An 18,890-nucleotide genomic window follows, 5' to 3' on the forward strand; every position below is an offset into this window, starting at 1 on the left:
AAAATGTGGAAGAGTTCCACGAACCAATAAATTAAGTCTGATAGGTCTATAAAAAATAGTAAGTTAGAATTTTAATAATAGGGGATAATTAAGCTTATGACATTATTATCAAAACGATTTGGAGAACAAGTCTTTCAATTACTAGTTACTTTAATGCGTCTTCTTTTTGGGGTTGGGTGGCTTTTTGCTGGTATAACGAAAATTACGGAGAAAAATTGGTTTAGTGAACCTGGAGTATTTATAAAAAACTATTTAATAATGGCACTTGATAAACCAAATGTGCCAGAATTTTATAAGTACTTCATTGCACATTTCGCATTAAAACATATTATGTTTTTTAATTACACGATTCCAATTACTCAGATTATAATTGGTATTGTTTTAATAATGGGATTAATGATTATTCCTTCCGTTATCATTTGTCTTCTTATGCATATTAATTTTATTCTTTCCGGAAATATGAATTTAATTAGTTTAACTCTTTATACTAGTGCATTTTGTATATTGCTATTTTTAAATCGTAGCTATGTTTTAAGCTTAGACCGTTACCTTGGTATTGAAAAACGATTTAAAATAAAGAAACAAAAGATTGGAAAAACCATTAATTCAATAGCGTAGATAGATCCTTTTTTATGAAGTGTTTGTAACATCAAACTATATTTAAAAAAGTTGATCTATCATACATCCATAGAACAAGCTGATTCAATGAATCAGCTTGTTTACTATAGAACTCAATATAATTAACTTATCCTTAAATAGTGAATTTTTTCATTTCCCCTCGTAAAGCATCAGCAATAGCATTCAGGTCCTTAGCTTTTTCAGAAACAGTTTCGATGCTGTTAATTTGTTCATTTGCGGAAGCAGAAACTTGTTCTGTCCCTGCAGAGGTTTCGACTGCAGAAGCAGATATGTTTTGAACCACACCAATGATTTGCTCTTTGCGCTCATTCATCTCATAAGATAAATGTTTCACCTCTTGTGCTACTTCACTTGTTTGATCTAGAGCTGCCTTTATTGTATTAAAGATCTCACTTGTATCCTCTGTAGCTTTAGCGTTTTGTTCAACAATGCTAAGGCTCGTACTAATTTCCTGTACAGCACTTTTAGAAATATCCTGAATAGCGGTGATTTTATTTTTAATAACTTCAGTTGCTTTAGATGTCTGTTCTGATAATTTTCGAATTTCATCAGCAACAACTGCGAAACCTTTTCCTGCTTCGCCTACACGAGCTGACTCAATGGAGGCATTTAGAGCCAATAAATTCGTTTGATTTGCGATATCTGTAATGGTATTGACAATACTTGATATATCAGAAGATGTTTTATCTACTTCTTGAACGATGCTACTTACCTGTTGTGAAGACACGCGATTCTTCTCTGACCAAATAGAGAGTTGGTTGACGGTTTCCACACCTTGATTACTTAAATGATCAATATCCTCTGTCATGGAAGCAATCTTCTCTGTACGCTCCATAACGCTGTCAATATTTACAGAAAGCTGATTTAATTGTTCAGCACTTTTTTCTGTATCATGAGCCTGTTCTTCGGTAGCTTTTGCTATTTCATTAATGGCTAAGCTAATTTCATCAGTTGTACGTACTGAATCTTCAGAAATTCGTGATAAAATATTAGAAGAATCTGATAACTCAGAACTGGTTTTATGTATATTGACGGTAACATCCTTTAATGCCAATCGCATGCCAGAGATTCCTTTTGCCATAAGCCCAATTTCATCTTGATGATTTAATAACTTCTCTAATTCTGGGTTTTCTGTAAAGTCTAAACTTGCTGTTTGATGAATGGCCTTTTCAAGATTTTTAATGGCAGCGACAATGCGACCAATAATCCACCACATTAAAGCACCAATAATTAAAAAGCTTACTACACCAGTAATAATCTGATAGGTTAGTACAGAGTTTGTAATTGATTGAATGCCGCTTTCAGGCACCCCAATGTCGAGCACGCCATAAAGCTTGCCATCTTTATATATAGGCTCCATGATGTCATATGTCCATATACCTTGAACTTCAGCGTACCATCTTGTAAATTGATTTTTCCCGTTTTTAGCTCCATCAATCGTGTATTCGTCTTCATACACTTTTCCTAATTTATTTGTATCACTATGTGCCACCGCTTGAACGTTTGTATCAATGACAACAGCATAAGTCACATTATCTTGCTTTGACTTTGTTTCCACAAAATCTTGTAAAGATGGAATGGGGTCACTTTCTGAATTTAAGATAGTCTCCGCTTGTTTTGCCATTTCAAAGACCTGTTCGTTGGCTTTTTCAATTAAAACTTCTTTGCTGTTTTTTCCAACAAACCATACTCCAAATAAAGAATTGACCACAGATGACAATAACAGCAAACCTAACGTAAATAACAATAATCGACGCTTAATACTTTTGCTTTTCAAATAGTTTCCCCCTTTTAAATAATTTATATGTAAATTCAGTTATTGAGGTTCTTTATGCCTATGAAAACTCAATAAATGCTTAATTTTCAACTTTAGTATTATGCAAAAAAGACGAATTGTCAATAACAGATTATATAAGGCTTACTACTTAATAAATAAGAAGTTAAGGTGTAAAAGTCCCTTTGTTGTTTATTGAGTTTTGAAGTTTTGAATAGGTCGAAAATGCCTGTTTAAAATATATAGTAAGTTGGTAAAGCGGAAGTCAACCACACGTTATGGTGATGAGCCTATATTTCAAATTATATGGTATAATATGGATTTAACTTACGAAAAACAAGGGGGATTGTTTGATGAGAAGGTATACTATTTCTGCATAGCAAAGGCTATTGAAATAAGATGAAATGGCCTTTGCTCTTCCTAAAAAATATTAATGTTTAGGAGTGCAATATGAGCTATAAAAAAGCAAAGCATATTCTACCAGTGCAGTTACTTGAGTTGATACAAGAATATGTTGATGGTGAATATATTTATATACCGCGAAGAACAGAACATAAAAAGACCTGGGGATCTAGTACTGTGACAAGAAAAGAATTGGAAGTAAGAAATGCTACTATTTATAACGATTATCTATCGGGAGTGGACACGGCTACTTTAGGTGAAAAATACTATTTGTCCTCAAAGAGTATTCAAAGAATTGTACTAAAAGAGAAAAGAAGAAGAATAGAATAAGCCAGTGTGGTTTTTGACTGCAATGGCTTATTCTCTTTTATGAAATATGTATAAGGTTTTTTCTAGTAATATAGGTCAGCTATAATCTAATCAGCTTCTTTTGATTTCTATTCAAAAAATAGGAGAGAAAAAAATGAACTTTTCCAAATTATTAGGAACCCCTTTTCCAACAGTACAAACTGAACAAATTAAATTAAGAAAGTTGAGATTGGAGGATGCCACTACATTATTCAATTATTATTCAAATGAAAATGTATATCGTCATCTCGATTGGAATGGACCAGAAAGTTTAGAAAGAAGTTATGAAGTAATTAATGCTTGGAACGAAGGCTATGATGAAGGTTGGATTTTACGTTTTGCTATTGCCAACAAAGTAACTGATGACATTATTGGTACCATTTTCTTGAGTGAATTTGCAGGCAAACGAGCTGAAATTGGCTATGAATTATCTGAAGAATATTGGCATCGTGGTATTATGTCGGAAGCTGTTAAAGAAGTATTATCAATAGGATTTAATCAGTTAGGTTTAGCTAGAATACAGGCAATTGTTACAGAAGAAAATATAGCTTCAAAGAAGTTATTGACGAAATTCAACTTTAAGGAAGAAGGCTGCTTAAGACAATTTGAATGCCATAGTGTTACGGGAGAATGCAAAGATATGTTGATCTATAGTTTATTGCATACAGAGTTTTCGAAGAAGCATGACGAGTATTGATCTGGATTATTTCACTTATATCAATAAGGACTAGGGGATGGCTATGAACAATTTATTTACAATCGACTGTGGTGAAGTATTACTAAGAGAATTTAGAATTGAAGATGTGGAGGCAATTTAGCTTGGACATAGCAATTAATAGTTTACAAGAACGTGACGCAGAAGAATTGTATCAGTTTGAAAAGAATAATAGACTATTTTTTGAACAAATGGTACCTAGTCGTGGGGAAGATTATTATAAGTTTGAAACGTTTCAATTAAAACATAGAGAGCTATTAGCAGAACAACAAGAAGAAAAATCAAAATTCTATTTAATAAGGGACAACTCAGGCCATATTGTTGGAAGAATAAATTTAGTAGATATTGATATAACCAATAATATTGCAGAAGTTGGATATAGAGTAGGTAAAGAATATGGCGGCAAAGGGATAGGGGCTAAAGCCTTAAAACTACTATTAGAAACAGAAATCAATGTACAAAAGATTAAGGCAAAAACAACAACAAATAATATTGCATCTCAAAAGGTTCTTGAAAAAAGTGGCTTTAAACAAATCTGTATAAGCGATGATATGTTCGAAATGAATGGTCAAATATTGCAGTTTATACATTACCTTTGGAAGAAAGATTCTAATCATTAGCTGTCTGTCAAATTTATGACTAGGTGGTTTGTGATTCAAATTTTTCAACGAGTTGTGATGATGAATAGGCAAGGTTAACAACATATTTAAATACAGAAAACATGAGGTTTGTTTTTTACAATCTCATGTTTTCTTTTTTGTGTTCAAAACTAATTTTACTTGCAAAATAATAAAAATGTAGATATATTGTATATAAAGTATATATACAATATTTATTGAAGAGGTATTTGCATGCAAATTATAATTTCAAACAGCTCAAAAGAGCCTATTTATGAGCAAATTTATGCTCAAATCAAAAAGCTTATTTTAACAGGTGAATTACAAGAAGGGCAGGCATTGCCTTCTATGCGACAGCTTGCAAAGGATTTAGAAATTAGCGTTATTACAACTAAACGCGCTTATGAAGAGCTTGAAAAAAACGGATTTATTTATTCGATTGTTGGAAAAGGTTCATTCATCGCTGAACAAAATAAGGAAATGATGAGAGAAAGAAAAATAAAGGTAATCGAAGAAAATTTGTTGATTGCTATTCAAAACGCTAAAGAGATGAACCTAAGCTTAGCAGAGCTTAAGGAAATGCTTACATTATTGTATACGGAGGATGCATGATGGAAAATGTTATTGAATTACAGCATATTCATAAATCTTTTAAAGGATTTGAGATAAAGGATTTTTCTATTAATGTGAAAAAAGGCTTTGTTACTGGATTTATCGGAGGAAATGGTGCAGGTAAATCAACGACGATTAAGTTGATTATGAACTTACTTAAGCAAGATAGTGGTACTGTTTCAGTGTTTGGCATGGATTATAAGAAGCATGAAAAAGAAATAAAGGAACGTATTGGTTTTGTCTATGATGAAAATATCTTTTATGAAAATTTAACGTTAAAGGATATGAAAAGGATTATTAAACCAGCCTATAAAAACTGGGATGATAACGCTTTTCAACGCTATGTTAACGAATTCGAACTGCCCCTAAACAAAAGTATGAAAACATTTTCAAAGGGAATGAAGATGAAAGCTTCGTTAGCGATTGCACTAGCTCATCATGCAGAATTAATTATTATGGATGAGCCAACTGCCGGGCTCGATCCAATATTTCGTAGAGAGTTACTAAATATTCTACATGAACTAATGCAGGATGAAGATAGAACGATTTTCTTCTCGACGCATATAACAACAGATTTAGATCGCATTGCGGACTATATTACCTTTGTTCATAATGGGGAACATATTTTCACGAAAGAATTTTATAAAATTGAAGAAGAATATGCCATTGTAAAAGGGACATTAGATTTATTGGATCGTGAAACGGAACAGGAGTTTATTTCAATTCGAAAAACGAACACAGGCTTTGAGGCATTAACGGCGGATAAAAATCGTGTGATAAACATATTTGGAGATACTGTTATTGTGGAAAAGCCAACGCTTGAAGATATTATGTATTATACGAAAAAAGGACGGTAATGGTATGGCTAACCTTATACTTAAGGATATTATAATACAAAAGAATACGATAATATTCTACATTTCTACAATTATACTCTATTTGTTGGTAGATGTTTCGCCAATCTTCTTAGGAGTTTTATATAGTGTCGTATTTATCATGACTGCTTTTTCTACGGATGAAAAAGGTAACGCGAATATTCTTCTAAATTCACTTCCATATACAAGAAAGGAAGTTGTCAGTTCTAAATATATGGGTGCATTAATATTTACATCCGTTATTATTTTTATCATATATCTTGGCGATTTCTTCTTGAATGGAATGGGAGAAGTGTTTTTATGGAGAGAAATACTGCTTATTATGGGGCTTGTTATGGTTACAATATCTTTTATACTGCCAATCTCTTATAAATTCAAAAGCAAACATTTAGTGATGATTTTAGGTGCTTTAGTTGGTCTCTATCTAGTAACAATCACCATTTTACTTCCTAATCTCCATGATATATTAAGAGGGTTTGTTCAGAACTTCCTGACTTTACAAGAAACGCAAATGTATTTTGTAGCTATCCTTACAACGGTTATTTTATATATTGGATCGTGGCTACTGTCTATTCGTATATATGAGAGAAAAGCTTTTTAGGGATGTAGTTTAACGGAGGGGAATTGTGGAAAATCTAAAGCTCTTAGTTCTACGTTAGTGACCTTACTTGGGGTTTTTATTGTTTTTTGGTTATTGGATAAAATCGAAGTGGATGTAAGGGGAACTGGATGTAAGGGGAACTGGATGTAAGGGGAACTGATAATCTATCTGGAACTTTAGATAATGTAGGCATTACATTTATAAATTTATACAATATAGAAGCTTATAATATTGGTGCGAGTATTGCTGTAATGATCTCTGTATTATATTTGATTTTTGTTTTAGCTAGTAAAAAGCCAGCAAATGAAAAATAACTTGATCCAATTAGACCAAGTTATTTATACATAATGATTCAAGACGGAGTTGCACCTCTTTAATAAAATGCTCCAAAAAACAGCTTGATCTCATAAAAATATGAGGTTGAAGCTGTTTTTGATTTTTATTGTGTACGCTTAAATACTAGTTTCCATATACCAAAATTCATGATCACAAGAACCATTAAATAAAAAATGGACCCAAAAGAAAATTGACTAGCTATTAAATAGTGTAGCCCTGCCAGCATACCTAATGGAATGAAAAACAAAAGCGCTTTCCAGCCTTGGGCATCACCGATTTCATCATGGGGCTTTGTGAACGGAATTGTGCTACTCATACCGATGTAACAAATCACAGTGTACAAACAGCTTGTTACTAAAACAGTCAATAAATCAGGGATAATTCTAATGCCATAAATAAAGCAAAAGATGATGCTTAGCACCACGTACAAAGGAATATACAACTTCATTAAAAATGCTTTTAAACTACCTTTTTGTAAGTCTGTGTAGTCTTTAAGTGGGAATATTTTATAAACCCAAGCTGCTTTATACTTTCCAGAATGACCAAGCATAAGTACAGCTGACGGAATAATGAGCATGCTGAAATAAATATTTAAATAGCCCATACTAACAGAATAATCAACATCTTCGTGCCTTGAAAAAGTAAACATAAAAATAAATGGAATGATAAAAGAAAAGCCTAAAGATGGATATACTTTCAGTTTAAACTCTCGCTCTTGTTTCATCATAAGGGAGGCGAAACGGTAGAAAGCTCTTTCTTCATTCGTTCTACAAATGATTTTTAATAAAAGTGCCTTTAGTCGATTGTTCTTTTCTTTTTTCGATTTACTTGTACTTAATAGTTTTTGCAGATTACGTTCAAAGGTTGGAATCAGTTTTACATAAAGCCATATCGATAGTAGTGGTATGACAATGGCAAAAATGCAGTATAGCACTGTAAATAAAGATTTATCGCCATTTAGCAATAGCTCATAAGGAGCGGCAAACCACATCGGGATGAGAAAAATACTCCACCAATGAAACGCTACGACCATATCAAAATTAACAAATTCAAAGGATCTGATAAGGACTTGATAGCCAATCATTAGCATTAATGATAGGCCGATTTGTACATAATTAATAACATCTTTCAGCTTTTCTCCGTCAAAGAATCGTAAAATAACAATATATAAAATGGCGGTAAGAGCAACAATAAATAGATTGAGTAAGATTAGCTCAAGCACTGTTAAAATAAAGAATGCAATTCCTTGATTGAACAAGCCGACTAAAAGTGGGATTGCTGTTAATGCAACGGTTAAATACGTCAGATAGATAAAAATATGCATAAATTTTGCCGCATTAATCGTTCTAGCAGAAATAGGCTTAGTAGAAAGGATGCTTCTATCCCTAACATCCAACAGAACGGAAGAAAAATCAGAAATCAAGGATGTCATAATTAAAAAAATAATCATCGCAAATGAAATGCTCATTTGGAACAGAAAGTTTTGGCCAAAGCCCATAAACGGAATAAGCACGAGTCCGAATAAAGTATAAATCCATAAAGATTTAATATAGCCATATTTTTGATCGTCCTTTTTTCTTGCTTGGTTAAATAATGTCGGTACTTTGCGTTCATCCATTGTTAATTTAATATGGAGGATTTTTCTCATCATTTCATAATCGATGCCCATTTTGACAAATACAATTCGAAATTTATCAAGCAGTTGTAAGGTTTTGAAGTCTGTCATCATCGCACCTCTTGTACAATAGAAACGAATTTCTCACCAATTTCCTTATGATCATGGAAGCCTGTCAATTGGTTGAAAATCTTTTCCAGAGTTCCCTCGGTATTTTCCGCTTGTAACTGGGCGAATGTTCCATCGGCTGCGATTTTTCCATCATACAACAGGATGATACGGCTACTGATTTTTTCAACCACATCCATAATATGTGATGAGTAGAATATAGTCTTTCCTTGGGCAGCTAGTTGAGTCAAAATCTCCTTAAAAATCATGACACTATTTGCATCTAATCCATTTATGGGTTCATCTAAAAATAGAAGATCAGGATTATGTATCAAGCTAGCAATAATTAATAGCTTTTGCCGCATCCCTTTTGAATAAGAAGAAATTCTAGCATGATACGCTTCTCCAACACCGAACAATTCCATTAAGGTTTTTGATTTATCAGCAGCAACCTCTAATTCTAGCCCATACAACTGGCCGATGAAGGTTAAATACTCGTAGCCTGTTAAATTATCATACACATCGGCTATTTCCGGTACATAGCCAATTCTTCGTTTATAATCAACGCGATCTTGCCCAATACTCTCTCCAAAAAGCTTAATTTCTCCGCCATATTCGCCTTCAATTCCCAAAATGATTTTGACAGTCGTACTTTTACCAGCGCCGTTCGGACCGATATAGCCAATAATCTCACCTCTTGAAACGTGCAAGTCGATTCCTTTTAATATTTCCTTACTGCCATAGCTCTTTGTTAAATTGGTAATCGTCAAGATTTCTTCCATTTTGCAGCTCCTTTCTGTGTATCTTATGTTAAGTGTGGATTATTTAGTAAATATATCCATGAATATAGTGTAGCATATAAAAGGGACAATGATCCTTGTGATAAAATGAAACTAGTTCACTCCCAGTCGGGTGCAATTTTATAATTTCGAATGGGATAAATAAGTAATAAATGGAGGCGTAAAATGCTAATTAAGTCGAATGAACAATTGCTTGTTTTACTGGATAATTTATTGCGTGAACCACAAAATTTTTGGAATGAATTTTATGATAAAACATTTAAAAAGATACCTTTCTTTGTTAATAAACCTGATGAAAATCTAGTCAGTTATTTAGAAAAAAAGATGATTCAGCCTAGTAAAGTTTTAGAGCTAGGCTGTGGTGCAGGACGAAATGCCATTTACTTAGCGAAGCAAGGTTGTTCAGTTGTTGGTGTGGATGTATCGGATAGAGCATTACAATTGGCGCAAGAAAGGGTTGATGAAGCTAACATAAATGTAGAGTTAATTGGTTCCAATATCTTTGAGCTGGATCTAGAAGAGGAGAGTTTTGATTTTATTTATGATTCAGGCTGTTTCCATCACATAGCCCCTCACCGACGTGTGACGTATATTGAATTGATTCATACATTATTAAAACCTAATGGATACTTCGCTTTATGCTCGTTTGAAGAACAAGGTGTATATGGTGGTTCTACCATCTCAGATGAAGAAGTTTATATTAAACGTAGTTTAGAAGGTGGATTAGGGTATACAAAAAATCAGCTAAGAGAAATATTTCAGTCATTAGAAGCACTTGAAATACGAGAAATGATAGCCATGTCTAATGAAGAGCCATATTTCGGTTTAGAAGGATTTATAGTAGGTTTATTTAAAAAGAAATAAGCAGATGAAGTGCCAAATTTCATAGATACTTTAAGTGAAATTGATTATGAATATGTTCTGAAACCAGAGCTCATCTCTATTATGTCCTGATAGAGAGAAACCCTCAATCTGATTGAATGGAATCATAATAAAATAGAATAGAAATTTATTATTTTTAAATAACTTTATGAATGAATATAACTTCCATTTTGATCTATTTTTTTCAAAAAGGGAGTTTTTCTTTTATTATAAACACAACGCTTGCAATAAATGTGGTTTCTTTGAGCAACCACTATGAAAGAAAAATACATATGGTGTGGACCTTTTAGGTTAAATGTAGTTATGCAAAAATGAAGCAAGGGGGTCAAGGGAGTGTTTAATGATTTTAAGCTTGTAGATGATCGTCCGGTATATGTGCAATTAAAGGATTATTTAAAGGAAATGATTATGAAGGGACATCTGCTGGAGCATCAGAAGCTTCCTTCTACCCGTGAACTAAGTAAATTATTAGCAGTCAGCAGAAATACGGTACTGAATGCATATGCAGATTTAGAGCAAGAGGGCATCATCTATGCGGTGAAGGGAAAAGGCAATTTTGTAGGAAAGGTCACAACATTGAAAACACCATCCATTGAATTGAACTGGAAGGAAAGACTTAATAAGGCTACCTTGTTAGCTGATGAATTAGATTTAATAAGGCAAGATATTCATTGGAAAAAAGGGATGATTTCATTCAATAGTGTTGCTCCGGAAGAAAAGCTATTTGATGTTGAAAATTTTAAGAGAGCTTTTTTGACGCGGATGTCCATGGAAGGGGATATCGTTTTGAATTATGGCTATGCGAAGGGCTATAAACCTCTAATCGAGTACCTCCTGCACTATATGGAAATAAAGGGCGTCGATATTTCCAATAAAGACATTTTGATTACGAATGGTTTTACGGAGGGACTGGATATTTTAATATCCTCCTTAGCTAAAAAATCCGGCCGAGTGCTTTGTGAAAACCCTACACACCATGCTGCATTAAAGCTTTTTCGCTTACATGGACTTGAAATACACGGAATTGACATGCAGGATGATGGGATCGATATTGATCAAGTAGAGAAAAGCTTATTAGAAAAGGATTATGATTTTGCATATTTAATCCCGTCCTATCATAATCCGACAGGGATCGTTACCTCCTCTGAAAAAAGGAATGCAATCATTCGACTTTTTTCGAAACACCAAATCCCTATTGTAGAGGATGGCTTTAATGAGGAATTACGTTATTCAGGCTCCCATTTAGCGCCGCTTATGACTTTCATTGGAGCAGGTAACAGTATTGTCTATATTAGTAGCTTTTCAAAAATTTTATTCCCAGGCTTACGTGTTGGTTGGATTTTAGCAGATAAGCAACTCATCCACTGTTTAGAAAGTATGAAAAGAGCGCGGACTATTCATACATCAACACTGGATCAGGCTGTCCTTTACCAATATTTGCTGGACGGCTATTTTGAAAAATACTTAAAAAAGGCCAGATCAGTCTATAAGAAAAAATATGAACTAGCCCGTCAAGCTTGCAAGCAATACATTCCTTTTAAAAGAATGACGGGAGATGGTGGACTTCATCTCTTTATTGAGTTAGAGGAAGGAATAAACGCTCGGATCTTATTAGAAAAGTGCTATAAAAAGGGAGTTGTTTTTTATCCTGGAGATGTTTTTTACACGAATGGTGGGGGAAGTAACACATTTCGATTAGGATTTTCTCGGTTACAGGACGAGGATATTGTCCGTGGTATTCAAATCATTGGTGATACTTTAAAAAATGACATGGGGAGTTGAAAAAATGAGAGTTGGCGTTGTTATGGGAGGGGTATCCTCAGAAAAACAAGTCTCAATTATGACAGGGCAAGAAATGATTGCTCATTTAGATCAGAGTAAATATGAAGTTGTAGCAATTGAACTACATGACAAAAAAGAGCTTATAGAAAAGGTGAAAAACCTGGATATAGCCTTGTTAGCCCTTCACGGTGAATTTGGAGAAGATGGAACGATTCAAGGTGCCCTAGAAACGTTGGGTGTTCCATATACCGGAAGTGGGATACTATCAAGCAGTATTTGTATGGATAAAAATATATCAAAAAAAATTCTTCGTTATGAGGGCGTTGAAACACCAGACTGGCTTCATTTTTCAAATAGAGAAGAGCTTCAGTTAGATCAAGTAGAAAAAATGGGCTATCCTCTAGTCGTAAAACCAAATTCGGGTGGCTCTAGCGTAGGCGTACAAATAGTACATGATAGTGAATCTTTATTAGCCTCTGTTGCTGAAGTATTCAAATGGGGCTCTGAAATCATTATTGAAAAGTATATTAAGGGCGATGAAATAACATGTGCCATTATTGATGGCAAGCTTTTACCTATCATCTCAATCAGCCATACAGCAGCGTTTTTTGACTATAAGGCAAAGTATGATGATGAAGCAACGATTGAAGAGGTTGTTGAGTTACCGCCTGCAACCCATGAACGTGTTGCTAAAGCCGCAAAAGCCTGCTATAACGCATTAAAATGCAGTGTTTATGCCAGAGTTGACTTGATGGTGAAGGATGGAATCCCGTATGTCATGGAGGTCAATACATTGCCAGGGATGACCCAAAATAGCTTGCTACCTAAAAGTGCACTTGCGGCTGGAATCAGTTATACGAAATTGTTGGATATGATAATTGAATCCTCCTTAAAGGTTAGGAAAAGCGAGTAAGTATGCATAATAAAAAAACACCTCTACGTTAACAGGTGATAATCCCTGTTTCAACAAAAGGTGTTTTTCAAATTCAGTTCTTATAAACTAAGCTTTCGATAATTCAATAAATCCTTGTCCAAACACATCTCTTACATCGTGAATGGCGATAAAGGCATCCTTGTCTATTTCTTTAACGATTTTCTTTAGCTTTACAACTTCCTGTTTACTAATGACAATATAAAGAATTTCTTTTTGCTCTTTCGTATAATAGCCATGACCTGATAGGACTGTGACGCCTCGATTCATAAAACCACTCACATGGCTGGCAATCTCTTCGGGCTTTTTCGAAATGATCGTAACTGCCTTTTTAGGGTTCACACCTTCAATTACAAATTCCATTACCTTCGTTCCGACATATAGCATAATAATAGTGAGCATTAATGCTTCTGCCCCAATAATAAAATAAGATGAAAAAGCAACAATTAAATCAAAGAATAATAAGCCGTAACTAATACTCCAGCCTAGATATTTGTTCGTCATTCTAGCTAAGATTGTTGAACCTGCTGTTGTTCCGCCAACTCTTATAATTAAGCCTATACCAACGCCAGCAAAAACCCCGCCAAAAATAGTATTCACAATAATTTCATTTGAAGAAATAGACCATGATTCTGTCAAATGTAAAAAGAGTGAATGGAAGGATACGGCAATAATCGTATAAATCGTCGTTTGTCTACTTAAGAATCTATAACCAATCACTAATAAAACTGCGTTTAGCAAAAAGCTTACAATACTTGGCGACCAACCAAACAGATAATACGCGATAATTGTTATACCTGTTACGCCACCTTCACCTAAATCATTAGGAATAACAAATAAGTTTACAGCCAGCGCAAAAAGGAGCGACCCAACCATAATCATTAAAATATCCATAATGTATTTCTTCATACACACACCACCATAAAAAATTGATTTTTTCCTAAAGAACATACTATATCAAGTTCTATTCATATTATATACTTTTTGGAATGTTCATTTGTGATAAATCTGTAATTGTTAGTATGTCCTTTGTCAGAGAGAAAATTAAATATATATTTGCGTAGAAGAGATTACCAATGGCGATGCCGGAAATATTGGTGTGAATTGGAGTATTTTTTAAAAATTGCCTATGTAGATATAGTAAGTTACACTATTTAGGAGGTCTAGGCTCTTAACATCTCGGAGGCATTGAAGTGGGGAGCTACTAAAAGTCCAGATAGCATTGCGTGTGGATAATGCTAACTCTACAGCATTGCAGGAAGAGGCTTATTAATAATGGAGGTATTAATTTGAATATAGTACTTTGGATTATCGCAGGTATATTAGTTTGCGGTGGTTTAGTGATGGGAATTGGATTTTGGATGTTTAAGAAAGAAATAAATGAAGAGAATCCTGACTATATTGTACAATTCATCAAGGACAATATAGCTAGTGAAAATGTATCCTTAGCGATTAATTACAATAATGAGAAATGGGTAGATGTTAATACGAATAAGCAATTTCCTTTAGCCAGCACGGTTAAAATTATTATAGCCATAGAATATGCACAACAGGCAGCAAACGGACGTATAAATCCTCAACAACAAGTTAGTTTAAAGGAATTAGAAACATTTTATATTCCAAAAACAGACGGTGGGGCACATGAAGCATGGATCTCTGAGTTAAATCAAAGCAAAAATATTGATAGCGTACCTTTAAGTGAAGTAGCAAATGGAATGATTGCTTACAGTTCTAATGCAAATACGGAATATTTAATGCGAGTACTAGGGCTTCAAAATATTAATGAGGTTCTAAAGAGTTTGGATCTAGTAGATCATGAACTTTTATATCCAAGCACAAGTGCAACGTATATTCCTACTCAATTGATGAATGAAAAGAATATAACTAAAGAAGAAACATTAAAAGTTATGAAAGATATGGATATGGCTGAATATCGGGATCGAGCGCTGAATATTCATAATAACTGGTTAAAGAATCCTCTTACTGATGAGGAGAAAAAACAGTCATTAAAAACTCTAAATATGGATATACAAAAAGTATGGTCTGATCGTTTGGTAAAAGCAACTACAGCGGACTACATTTCTATTTTAGAAAAGCTCAATAGTAAAAAATACTTTCATGAAGATGTACATAAATATCTTGATCCAGTCTTGGAACAATTAATGCAAAATCCTAAAAATCGCGAATGGCTAACTCATGCAGGTCAAAAGGGTGGTTCTACTGCATTTGTTTTGACACTAGCGTTCTATGCAAAAGATAAAGATGGTAATCAGACGGAGATTGCTTTCTTTGCTAATAACTTAAATATGATAGAACAAGCAAAATTATCTAAAAACCTGAATGGTTTTCAATTGAAATTTTTAAAAGAAGAGAAGTTTCGTATGCAACTAAAAAAAGAATTGTCCGAGATATAAAATTCTTGTATAGTACTGCAGGTGTGTTGTTTAACCACTTTTATCCATCACAAAGCTCTATTTCCACTACGGGTAATCCTCTCTGACATATGAAAATGAAGTACATTTCGTCCGTGCTTTGCATACGATAATTTTATCTACATTCAGCAAATGGTTTGTAATGAAAGCGAAGCCCCTACTTCTGAAGAAGCTGGGATGAATGCGGATGTGGTTTCTTTTCAGGGTATCCAAACATCTACTGAATGAAGATATAGCCTCCGGCGGATGTCACGGATTTTGAAAGGAATGAATGAAAGGATGTTAGCCTAAAACCTTCGCATCCTGCGAAAACGGCTAACTGACCTGCATCGGTAAAAACGCCACATCCTGTGGCATTACCGAAATGACCGACATCGTGTCGGCCCTCGTGCAGGCCTAGGCACAGGTCAAAATCCGGATGCATTGTTTATCTGTAGCGAAAGCGAAGCGTCAGCTACAATTACGCCAAGGCGAAATTGATAATATGTGTGAGAGGATTGAAGTAAATGTACTATCCTTATTACGGAAATACATCGGTGTATAATTATGGTTATCAACCTGCGTACTGGGCTTATCCTAACAATGTAGCATATGATAACGGACCGAATTCCTTCTATTATGTCAACAATGGCAACAACAATCCCCAGCTAAAGGATTATGGACCAAAGCCCTTTGTCGTTAACATCGAAGAAGCTACTAAGCAGAACAATAATTACCGTACTGCGCTATGGACGGGATCAAATTTACAGGTTACAGTTATGAGTCTTAATGTTGGAGAAGATATTGGCTTAGAAATGCACCCCCATGTTGATCAATTTTTACGTATTGAACAAGGCAATGGAGTCACTCAGATGGGTCCTAGCAAAGACAATTTAAACTTCCAAAGAAATGTAAATGAAAATTTCGCAATAATGGTCCCGGCTGGTACGTGGCATAACGTAACGAATACAGGGAATATACCCCTAAAGCTTTACACGATATATGCTCCGCCAAACCACCCATTTGGCACTGTACATGTTACGAAAGCAGATGCGATGGCTGCAGGTGATTAAGGTTTAATGAAAAAGACAACTCCTACTTAGAGAAGTTGTCTTTTTTGATGTCGTTTAAATGAAATATAAATAGATAATAAGCCATTCAATGTTAAAAGAGTAACCGTTAATATAGTCAAAAAGGCAATGTCAGGAGAAAAGGATCTAATTGTGTTCCAAGGTGATCCTGTACTGTAATTTAATAACGGAATGGTGATAATTGCCAAAACTAAAAGTATCATACCGAAAATACGCCACATACGTCTTTTTTTCGATTTTTTTGATTTAGCCTTTATTAGTAGGCAAATAAACATCGCGAAAAGTAAACATAATAGAGCAATTGTTATGAGTTGAATAGTTGGTTTATATTTAGGTACATCAACCGGTTCTTCTCCGTTTAAAATATTGATAATCCCTTGTTTAAGATATAGAAGTGCCTCTTCTTCTAATATATGGCTTTTATTAGTGAGAATCACACCGCTCCAACCTGTTTCCGGTATAAAAAATACTTCTGAACGTGCATCAGGGTTTGAACCAGAATGCCATATCATCTCTTCTTTTGAGTTTGGATTTGTGATTCGTACACCAAGGCCATAATATCGATTTTTACTAGTTTGAACGAGAGGGGATACATAAAGGTCCATAGCATTTTTGCTTAAAAAATTATTATTGTCAGATTGACTAAGAAGTCTAATGTATTGGACCATATCTGTGGCACTTGCTGTTATATATCCATATGGTGCCCCGCCATTATCATAGGTTACTGAGCTTTTTCTTGGAAGACCAAACCATGACTGATAGCCAGATAAATACCCTTTTTTATAGGCCATGCTTTCATTAGCGGCTGCATTTTTCATTCCTAATGGTGAAAAAACTTGTTCTTCCATATACTCAGAATAGGTTTGATTGGTAACTTCTTCGATGAGAGCACCAAGAATAGAAAAGTTAGCATTACTGTACTGGTGTTTTTCCCCAGGTGCAGCAGTCAACTTAACATTCGATAAACTTTCTACATTTTCCTTTATAGCACTTAAATCTTTAGATTCTTTATCTGAAATAGATAAGCCAGAATAAGTGCTTATCCCACTAGTTTGTGTGAGTAAATGTTTGATGGTCATTTGGGATGCTGCTTCTTTATCTTTAAGCGTAAACCATGGAATATACTTTTGGACTGGATCATCTAATTGAACCTTGCCTTCATCAATTAATCTCAATATGCCTAAGCCTGTTAATGATTTACTAATAGAGCCAATTGCAAATGGAGTGTCAGTAGTTACTTTTTCAGCAGATTCTCCCGTTACGCCCCACGATTTGGAGTAAAAAAGATCATTATTATGAACAATGGCAATAGATGCCCCAGGAATCCGCTGTTCTTCTAAAAAGTTTTCGACATAATTATCTAGAGTACTCTTGATGTCTTGTTGTGCGGAAATTTGTGAGACTGGGAGAAATAGATTGAACGGAATGAATAATAAACATACTAATAAAACTTTAAATATCGGAAATGTTTTCATCGTAATTTCACCTATTTCTTCCAATAAATTTTACTGTGAGTATAGATATTGAACAGGAAATAGAAATACTCATTAACATCAGTAAGGAATTCCACCAAGCATTATCAGAAATTTGGTAGACAATATGATAATCAAATGTTGCGTTCATATTTTGCGGATTGAAGGAATCCGTTAAAAACATCGATAGTATTAGCTGGGAGCCAAGATAGGCAACAATAAAAGTACAAAATCCAATAATTAATGATAATCCTGGTCTACTTTTCCGTATTTGTTGTATTTCCGAATGAAGATCGATCCCCTTAATCTCTAGAAAATCTTTAATAAATGTCGTAGTATCTCCCAATTCATCTATACTATCTATTCCATAGTCACGACATTCTTGAATATGTTCTACCAGCTGCTGTTTGATATTTCTTCTTTCTGTTGTGCTGATACGATACTGTTTTAATTCCTTTAGGACTTCGTTTAAATATTGCTTTTCTGCTAAACTCAATTCCATAGTCATTCAAAAAGTTCTCCTTTCAAACCACTTTGCAGTAGGGATTTTATATCTTGTTGTAACTCCAACCACTCGTTGATTTTTTTTTGAAGATACACTTCTCCTTTTTCATTGATTTCATAATAAACTCTAACCTTCCCGTTGTCCGTCATTTCACGGTAAGTATCAACCCATTCTTGATCCTTCAGCTTAGTCAAAATGGGATAAATGCTGCCTACTCCTTTCAGTTTTAAGTTGTGTTTTTCTAACTCCTTCATAATTTCATAACCATAACTTTTTTTCTGCGACAATATAGACAACACGCACATTTCTAAATGACCTTTTACTAAACTTGTTCTATCCATAAATTGACTTTAACAAAAGTATATACTTCTTTC

19 protein-coding genes are annotated in these 18,890 nt (G+C 34.2%); 12 read left to right on the plus strand and 7 right to left on the minus strand.

From position 1 onward, the window contains the following. The first annotated feature begins 96 nt into the window (after nt 1–96). On the plus strand, nt 97–618 hold the full coding sequence (locus ACB089_RS00480) for a hypothetical protein (RefSeq protein WP_374964679.1): 522 nt from the start codon (nt 97–99) through the stop codon (nt 616–618). A 133-nt stretch (nt 619–751) separates the two neighbouring features. Here ACB089_RS00480 and ACB089_RS00485 read toward each other — a convergent pair whose 3' ends face one another. After that, nucleotides 752–2,416 carry a methyl-accepting chemotaxis protein gene (locus tag ACB089_RS00485; protein WP_374964681.1) on the minus strand — a complete coding sequence of 555 codons (1,665 nt, stop codon included), beginning with the start codon at nt 2,414–2,416 and terminating at the stop codon, nt 752–754. 447 nt (nt 2,417–2,863) lie between these two features. Between ACB089_RS00485 and ACB089_RS00490 the strand changes: the two genes are divergently transcribed. The 6 genes from ACB089_RS00490 (at nt 2,864) to ACB089_RS00515 (ending at nt 6,583) form a co-directional block, all read left to right on the plus strand. Next, a complete protein-coding gene (locus tag ACB089_RS00490) occupies nt 2,864–3,145 on the plus strand; it encodes a CD3324 family protein (protein ID WP_374964682.1) in 282 nt (93 codons plus the stop codon). Nucleotides 3,146–3,278: 133 nt separating this feature from the next. Continuing rightward, nucleotides 3,279–3,860, plus strand: coding sequence for a GNAT family N-acetyltransferase (locus tag ACB089_RS00495; protein WP_374964684.1), 582 nt, complete (start codon nt 3,279–3,281; stop codon nt 3,858–3,860). A gap of 122 nt (nt 3,861–3,982) precedes the next feature. After that, the gene (locus ACB089_RS00500) at nt 3,983–4,498 is read left to right on the plus strand and encodes a GNAT family N-acetyltransferase (protein WP_374964685.1); all 516 of its coding nucleotides are present in this window, start codon (nt 3,983–3,985) and stop codon (nt 4,496–4,498) included. A 231-nt stretch (nt 4,499–4,729) separates the two neighbouring features. Then, nucleotides 4,730–5,107, plus strand: a complete 378-nt coding sequence (locus ACB089_RS00505; protein WP_068985070.1) for a GntR family transcriptional regulator — start codon at nt 4,730–4,732, stop codon at nt 5,105–5,107. After that, nucleotides 5,107–5,964, plus strand: coding sequence for an ABC transporter ATP-binding protein (locus ACB089_RS00510; protein ID WP_374964686.1), 858 nt, complete (start codon nt 5,107–5,109; stop codon nt 5,962–5,964). Before ACB089_RS00505 ends, ACB089_RS00510 begins: the two co-directional genes overlap by 1 nt. Before the next feature lie 4 nt (nt 5,965–5,968). Then, a complete protein-coding gene (locus ACB089_RS00515) occupies nt 5,969–6,583 on the plus strand; it encodes an ABC-2 transporter permease (RefSeq protein WP_374964688.1) in 615 nt (204 codons plus the stop codon). 439 nt (nt 6,584–7,022) lie between these two features. Here the strand turns inward: ACB089_RS00515 and ACB089_RS00520 are convergent, their stop codons facing one another. Next, nucleotides 7,023–8,645: a hypothetical protein gene (locus tag ACB089_RS00520; protein ID WP_374964689.1), complete on the minus strand. Its 1,623-nt coding sequence runs from the start codon at nt 8,643–8,645 to the stop codon at nt 7,023–7,025. Beyond that, nucleotides 8,645–9,424, minus strand: a complete 780-nt coding sequence (locus ACB089_RS00525) for an ABC transporter ATP-binding protein (RefSeq protein ID WP_374964691.1) — start codon at nt 9,422–9,424, stop codon at nt 8,645–8,647. The genes ACB089_RS00520 and ACB089_RS00525 overlap by 1 nt, the downstream gene beginning before the upstream one ends. Nucleotides 9,425–9,607: 183 nt before the next feature. Between ACB089_RS00525 and ACB089_RS00530 the strand changes: the two genes are divergently transcribed. The 3 genes from ACB089_RS00530 (at nt 9,608) to ACB089_RS00540 (ending at nt 13,019) form a co-directional block, all read left to right on the plus strand. Then, nucleotides 9,608–10,306: a class I SAM-dependent methyltransferase gene (locus tag ACB089_RS00530; protein ID WP_374964692.1), complete on the plus strand. Its 699-nt coding sequence runs from the start codon at nt 9,608–9,610 to the stop codon at nt 10,304–10,306. A 351-nt stretch (nt 10,307–10,657) separates the two neighbouring features. Beyond that, nucleotides 10,658–12,106: a PLP-dependent aminotransferase family protein gene (locus ACB089_RS00535; protein ID WP_374964693.1), complete on the plus strand. Its 1,449-nt coding sequence runs from the start codon at nt 10,658–10,660 to the stop codon at nt 12,104–12,106. Nucleotides 12,107–12,110: 4 nt separating this feature from the next. Then, the gene (locus tag ACB089_RS00540; RefSeq protein WP_374964694.1) at nt 12,111–13,019 is read left to right on the plus strand and encodes a D-alanine--D-alanine ligase; all 909 of its coding nucleotides are present in this window, start codon (nt 12,111–12,113) and stop codon (nt 13,017–13,019) included. 87 nt (nt 13,020–13,106) lie between these two features. Here ACB089_RS00540 and ACB089_RS00545 read toward each other — a convergent pair whose 3' ends face one another. After that, the gene (locus tag ACB089_RS00545; RefSeq protein WP_374964696.1) at nt 13,107–13,946 is read right to left on the minus strand and encodes a YitT family protein; all 840 of its coding nucleotides are present in this window, start codon (nt 13,944–13,946) and stop codon (nt 13,107–13,109) included. A 380-nt stretch (nt 13,947–14,326) separates the two neighbouring features. Here ACB089_RS00545 and ACB089_RS00550 point away from each other — a divergent pair, with 380 nt between their 5' ends. Both ACB089_RS00550 and ACB089_RS00555 read left to right on the plus strand, forming a co-directional pair. Continuing rightward, complete coding sequence (locus tag ACB089_RS00550) at nt 14,327–15,451, plus strand: serine hydrolase (protein WP_374964698.1); 1,125 nt, start codon at nt 14,327–14,329, stop codon at nt 15,449–15,451. Between the two features lie 524 nt (nt 15,452–15,975). Next, a complete protein-coding gene (locus ACB089_RS00555) occupies nt 15,976–16,521 on the plus strand; it encodes a cupin domain-containing protein (protein WP_374964699.1) in 546 nt (181 codons plus the stop codon). A gap of 26 nt (nt 16,522–16,547) precedes the next feature. Here the strand turns inward: ACB089_RS00555 and ACB089_RS00560 are convergent, their stop codons facing one another. Genes ACB089_RS00560 through ACB089_RS00570 form a run of 3 tightly spaced genes read right to left on the minus strand, consistent with a single transcriptional unit; the run spans nt 16,548 to nt 18,857 of the window. After that, on the minus strand, nt 16,548–18,014 hold the full coding sequence (locus ACB089_RS00560) for a serine hydrolase domain-containing protein (protein ID WP_374964700.1): 1,467 nt from the start codon (nt 18,012–18,014) through the stop codon (nt 16,548–16,550). Nucleotides 18,015–18,021: 7 nt separating this feature from the next. Further along, entirely contained in the window at nt 18,022–18,519 is a 498-nt protein-coding gene (locus ACB089_RS00565) for a hypothetical protein (protein WP_374964702.1), read from the minus strand. Continuing rightward, the gene (locus ACB089_RS00570) at nt 18,516–18,857 is read right to left on the minus strand and encodes a PadR family transcriptional regulator (protein ID WP_374964703.1); all 342 of its coding nucleotides are present in this window, start codon (nt 18,855–18,857) and stop codon (nt 18,516–18,518) included. The genes ACB089_RS00565 and ACB089_RS00570 overlap by 4 nt, the downstream gene beginning before the upstream one ends. Nucleotides 18,858–18,890: the final 33 nt, after the last annotated feature.

The organism is Lysinibacillus sp. RS10 (assembly GCF_041956855.1).
Classification (GTDB): domain Bacteria; phylum Bacillota; class Bacilli; order Bacillales_A; family Planococcaceae; genus Lysinibacillus; species Lysinibacillus xylanilyticus_A.

Excerpts from the sequence above, each read along its gene's own strand:
- ACB089_RS00480 (WP_374964679.1), top strand. The coding sequence starts at position 97 with ATGACATTATTATCAAAACGATTTGGAGAACAAGTCTTTCAATTACTA.
- ACB089_RS00490 (WP_374964682.1), top strand. The coding sequence starts at position 2,864 with ATGAGCTATAAAAAAGCAAAGCATATTCTACCAGTGCAGTTACTTGAG.
- ACB089_RS00495 (WP_374964684.1), top strand. The coding sequence starts at position 3,279 with ATGAACTTTTCCAAATTATTAGGAACCCCTTTTCCAACAGTACAAACT.
- ACB089_RS00505 (WP_068985070.1), top strand. The coding sequence starts at position 4,730 with ATGCAAATTATAATTTCAAACAGCTCAAAAGAGCCTATTTATGAGCAA.
- ACB089_RS00510 (WP_374964686.1), top strand. The coding sequence starts at position 5,107 with ATGGAAAATGTTATTGAATTACAGCATATTCATAAATCTTTTAAAGGA.
- ACB089_RS00515 (WP_374964688.1), top strand. The coding sequence starts at position 5,969 with ATGGCTAACCTTATACTTAAGGATATTATAATACAAAAGAATACGATA.
- ACB089_RS00520 (WP_374964689.1), bottom strand. The coding sequence starts at position 8,645 with ATGACAGACTTCAAAACCTTACAACTGCTTGATAAATTTCGAATTGTA.
- ACB089_RS00525 (WP_374964691.1), bottom strand. The coding sequence starts at position 9,424 with ATGGAAGAAATCTTGACGATTACCAATTTAACAAAGAGCTATGGCAGT.
- ACB089_RS00530 (WP_374964692.1), top strand. The coding sequence starts at position 9,608 with ATGCTAATTAAGTCGAATGAACAATTGCTTGTTTTACTGGATAATTTA.
- ACB089_RS00540 (WP_374964694.1), top strand. The coding sequence starts at position 12,111 with ATGAGAGTTGGCGTTGTTATGGGAGGGGTATCCTCAGAAAAACAAGTC.
- ACB089_RS00545 (WP_374964696.1), bottom strand. The coding sequence starts at position 13,946 with ATGAAGAAATACATTATGGATATTTTAATGATTATGGTTGGGTCGCTC.
- ACB089_RS00555 (WP_374964699.1), top strand. The coding sequence starts at position 15,976 with ATGTACTATCCTTATTACGGAAATACATCGGTGTATAATTATGGTTAT.
- ACB089_RS00560 (WP_374964700.1), bottom strand. The coding sequence starts at position 18,014 with ATGAAAACATTTCCGATATTTAAAGTTTTATTAGTATGTTTATTATTC.
- ACB089_RS00565 (WP_374964702.1), bottom strand. The coding sequence starts at position 18,519 with ATGACTATGGAATTGAGTTTAGCAGAAAAGCAATATTTAAACGAAGTC.
- ACB089_RS00570 (WP_374964703.1), bottom strand. The coding sequence starts at position 18,857 with ATGGATAGAACAAGTTTAGTAAAAGGTCATTTAGAAATGTGCGTGTTG.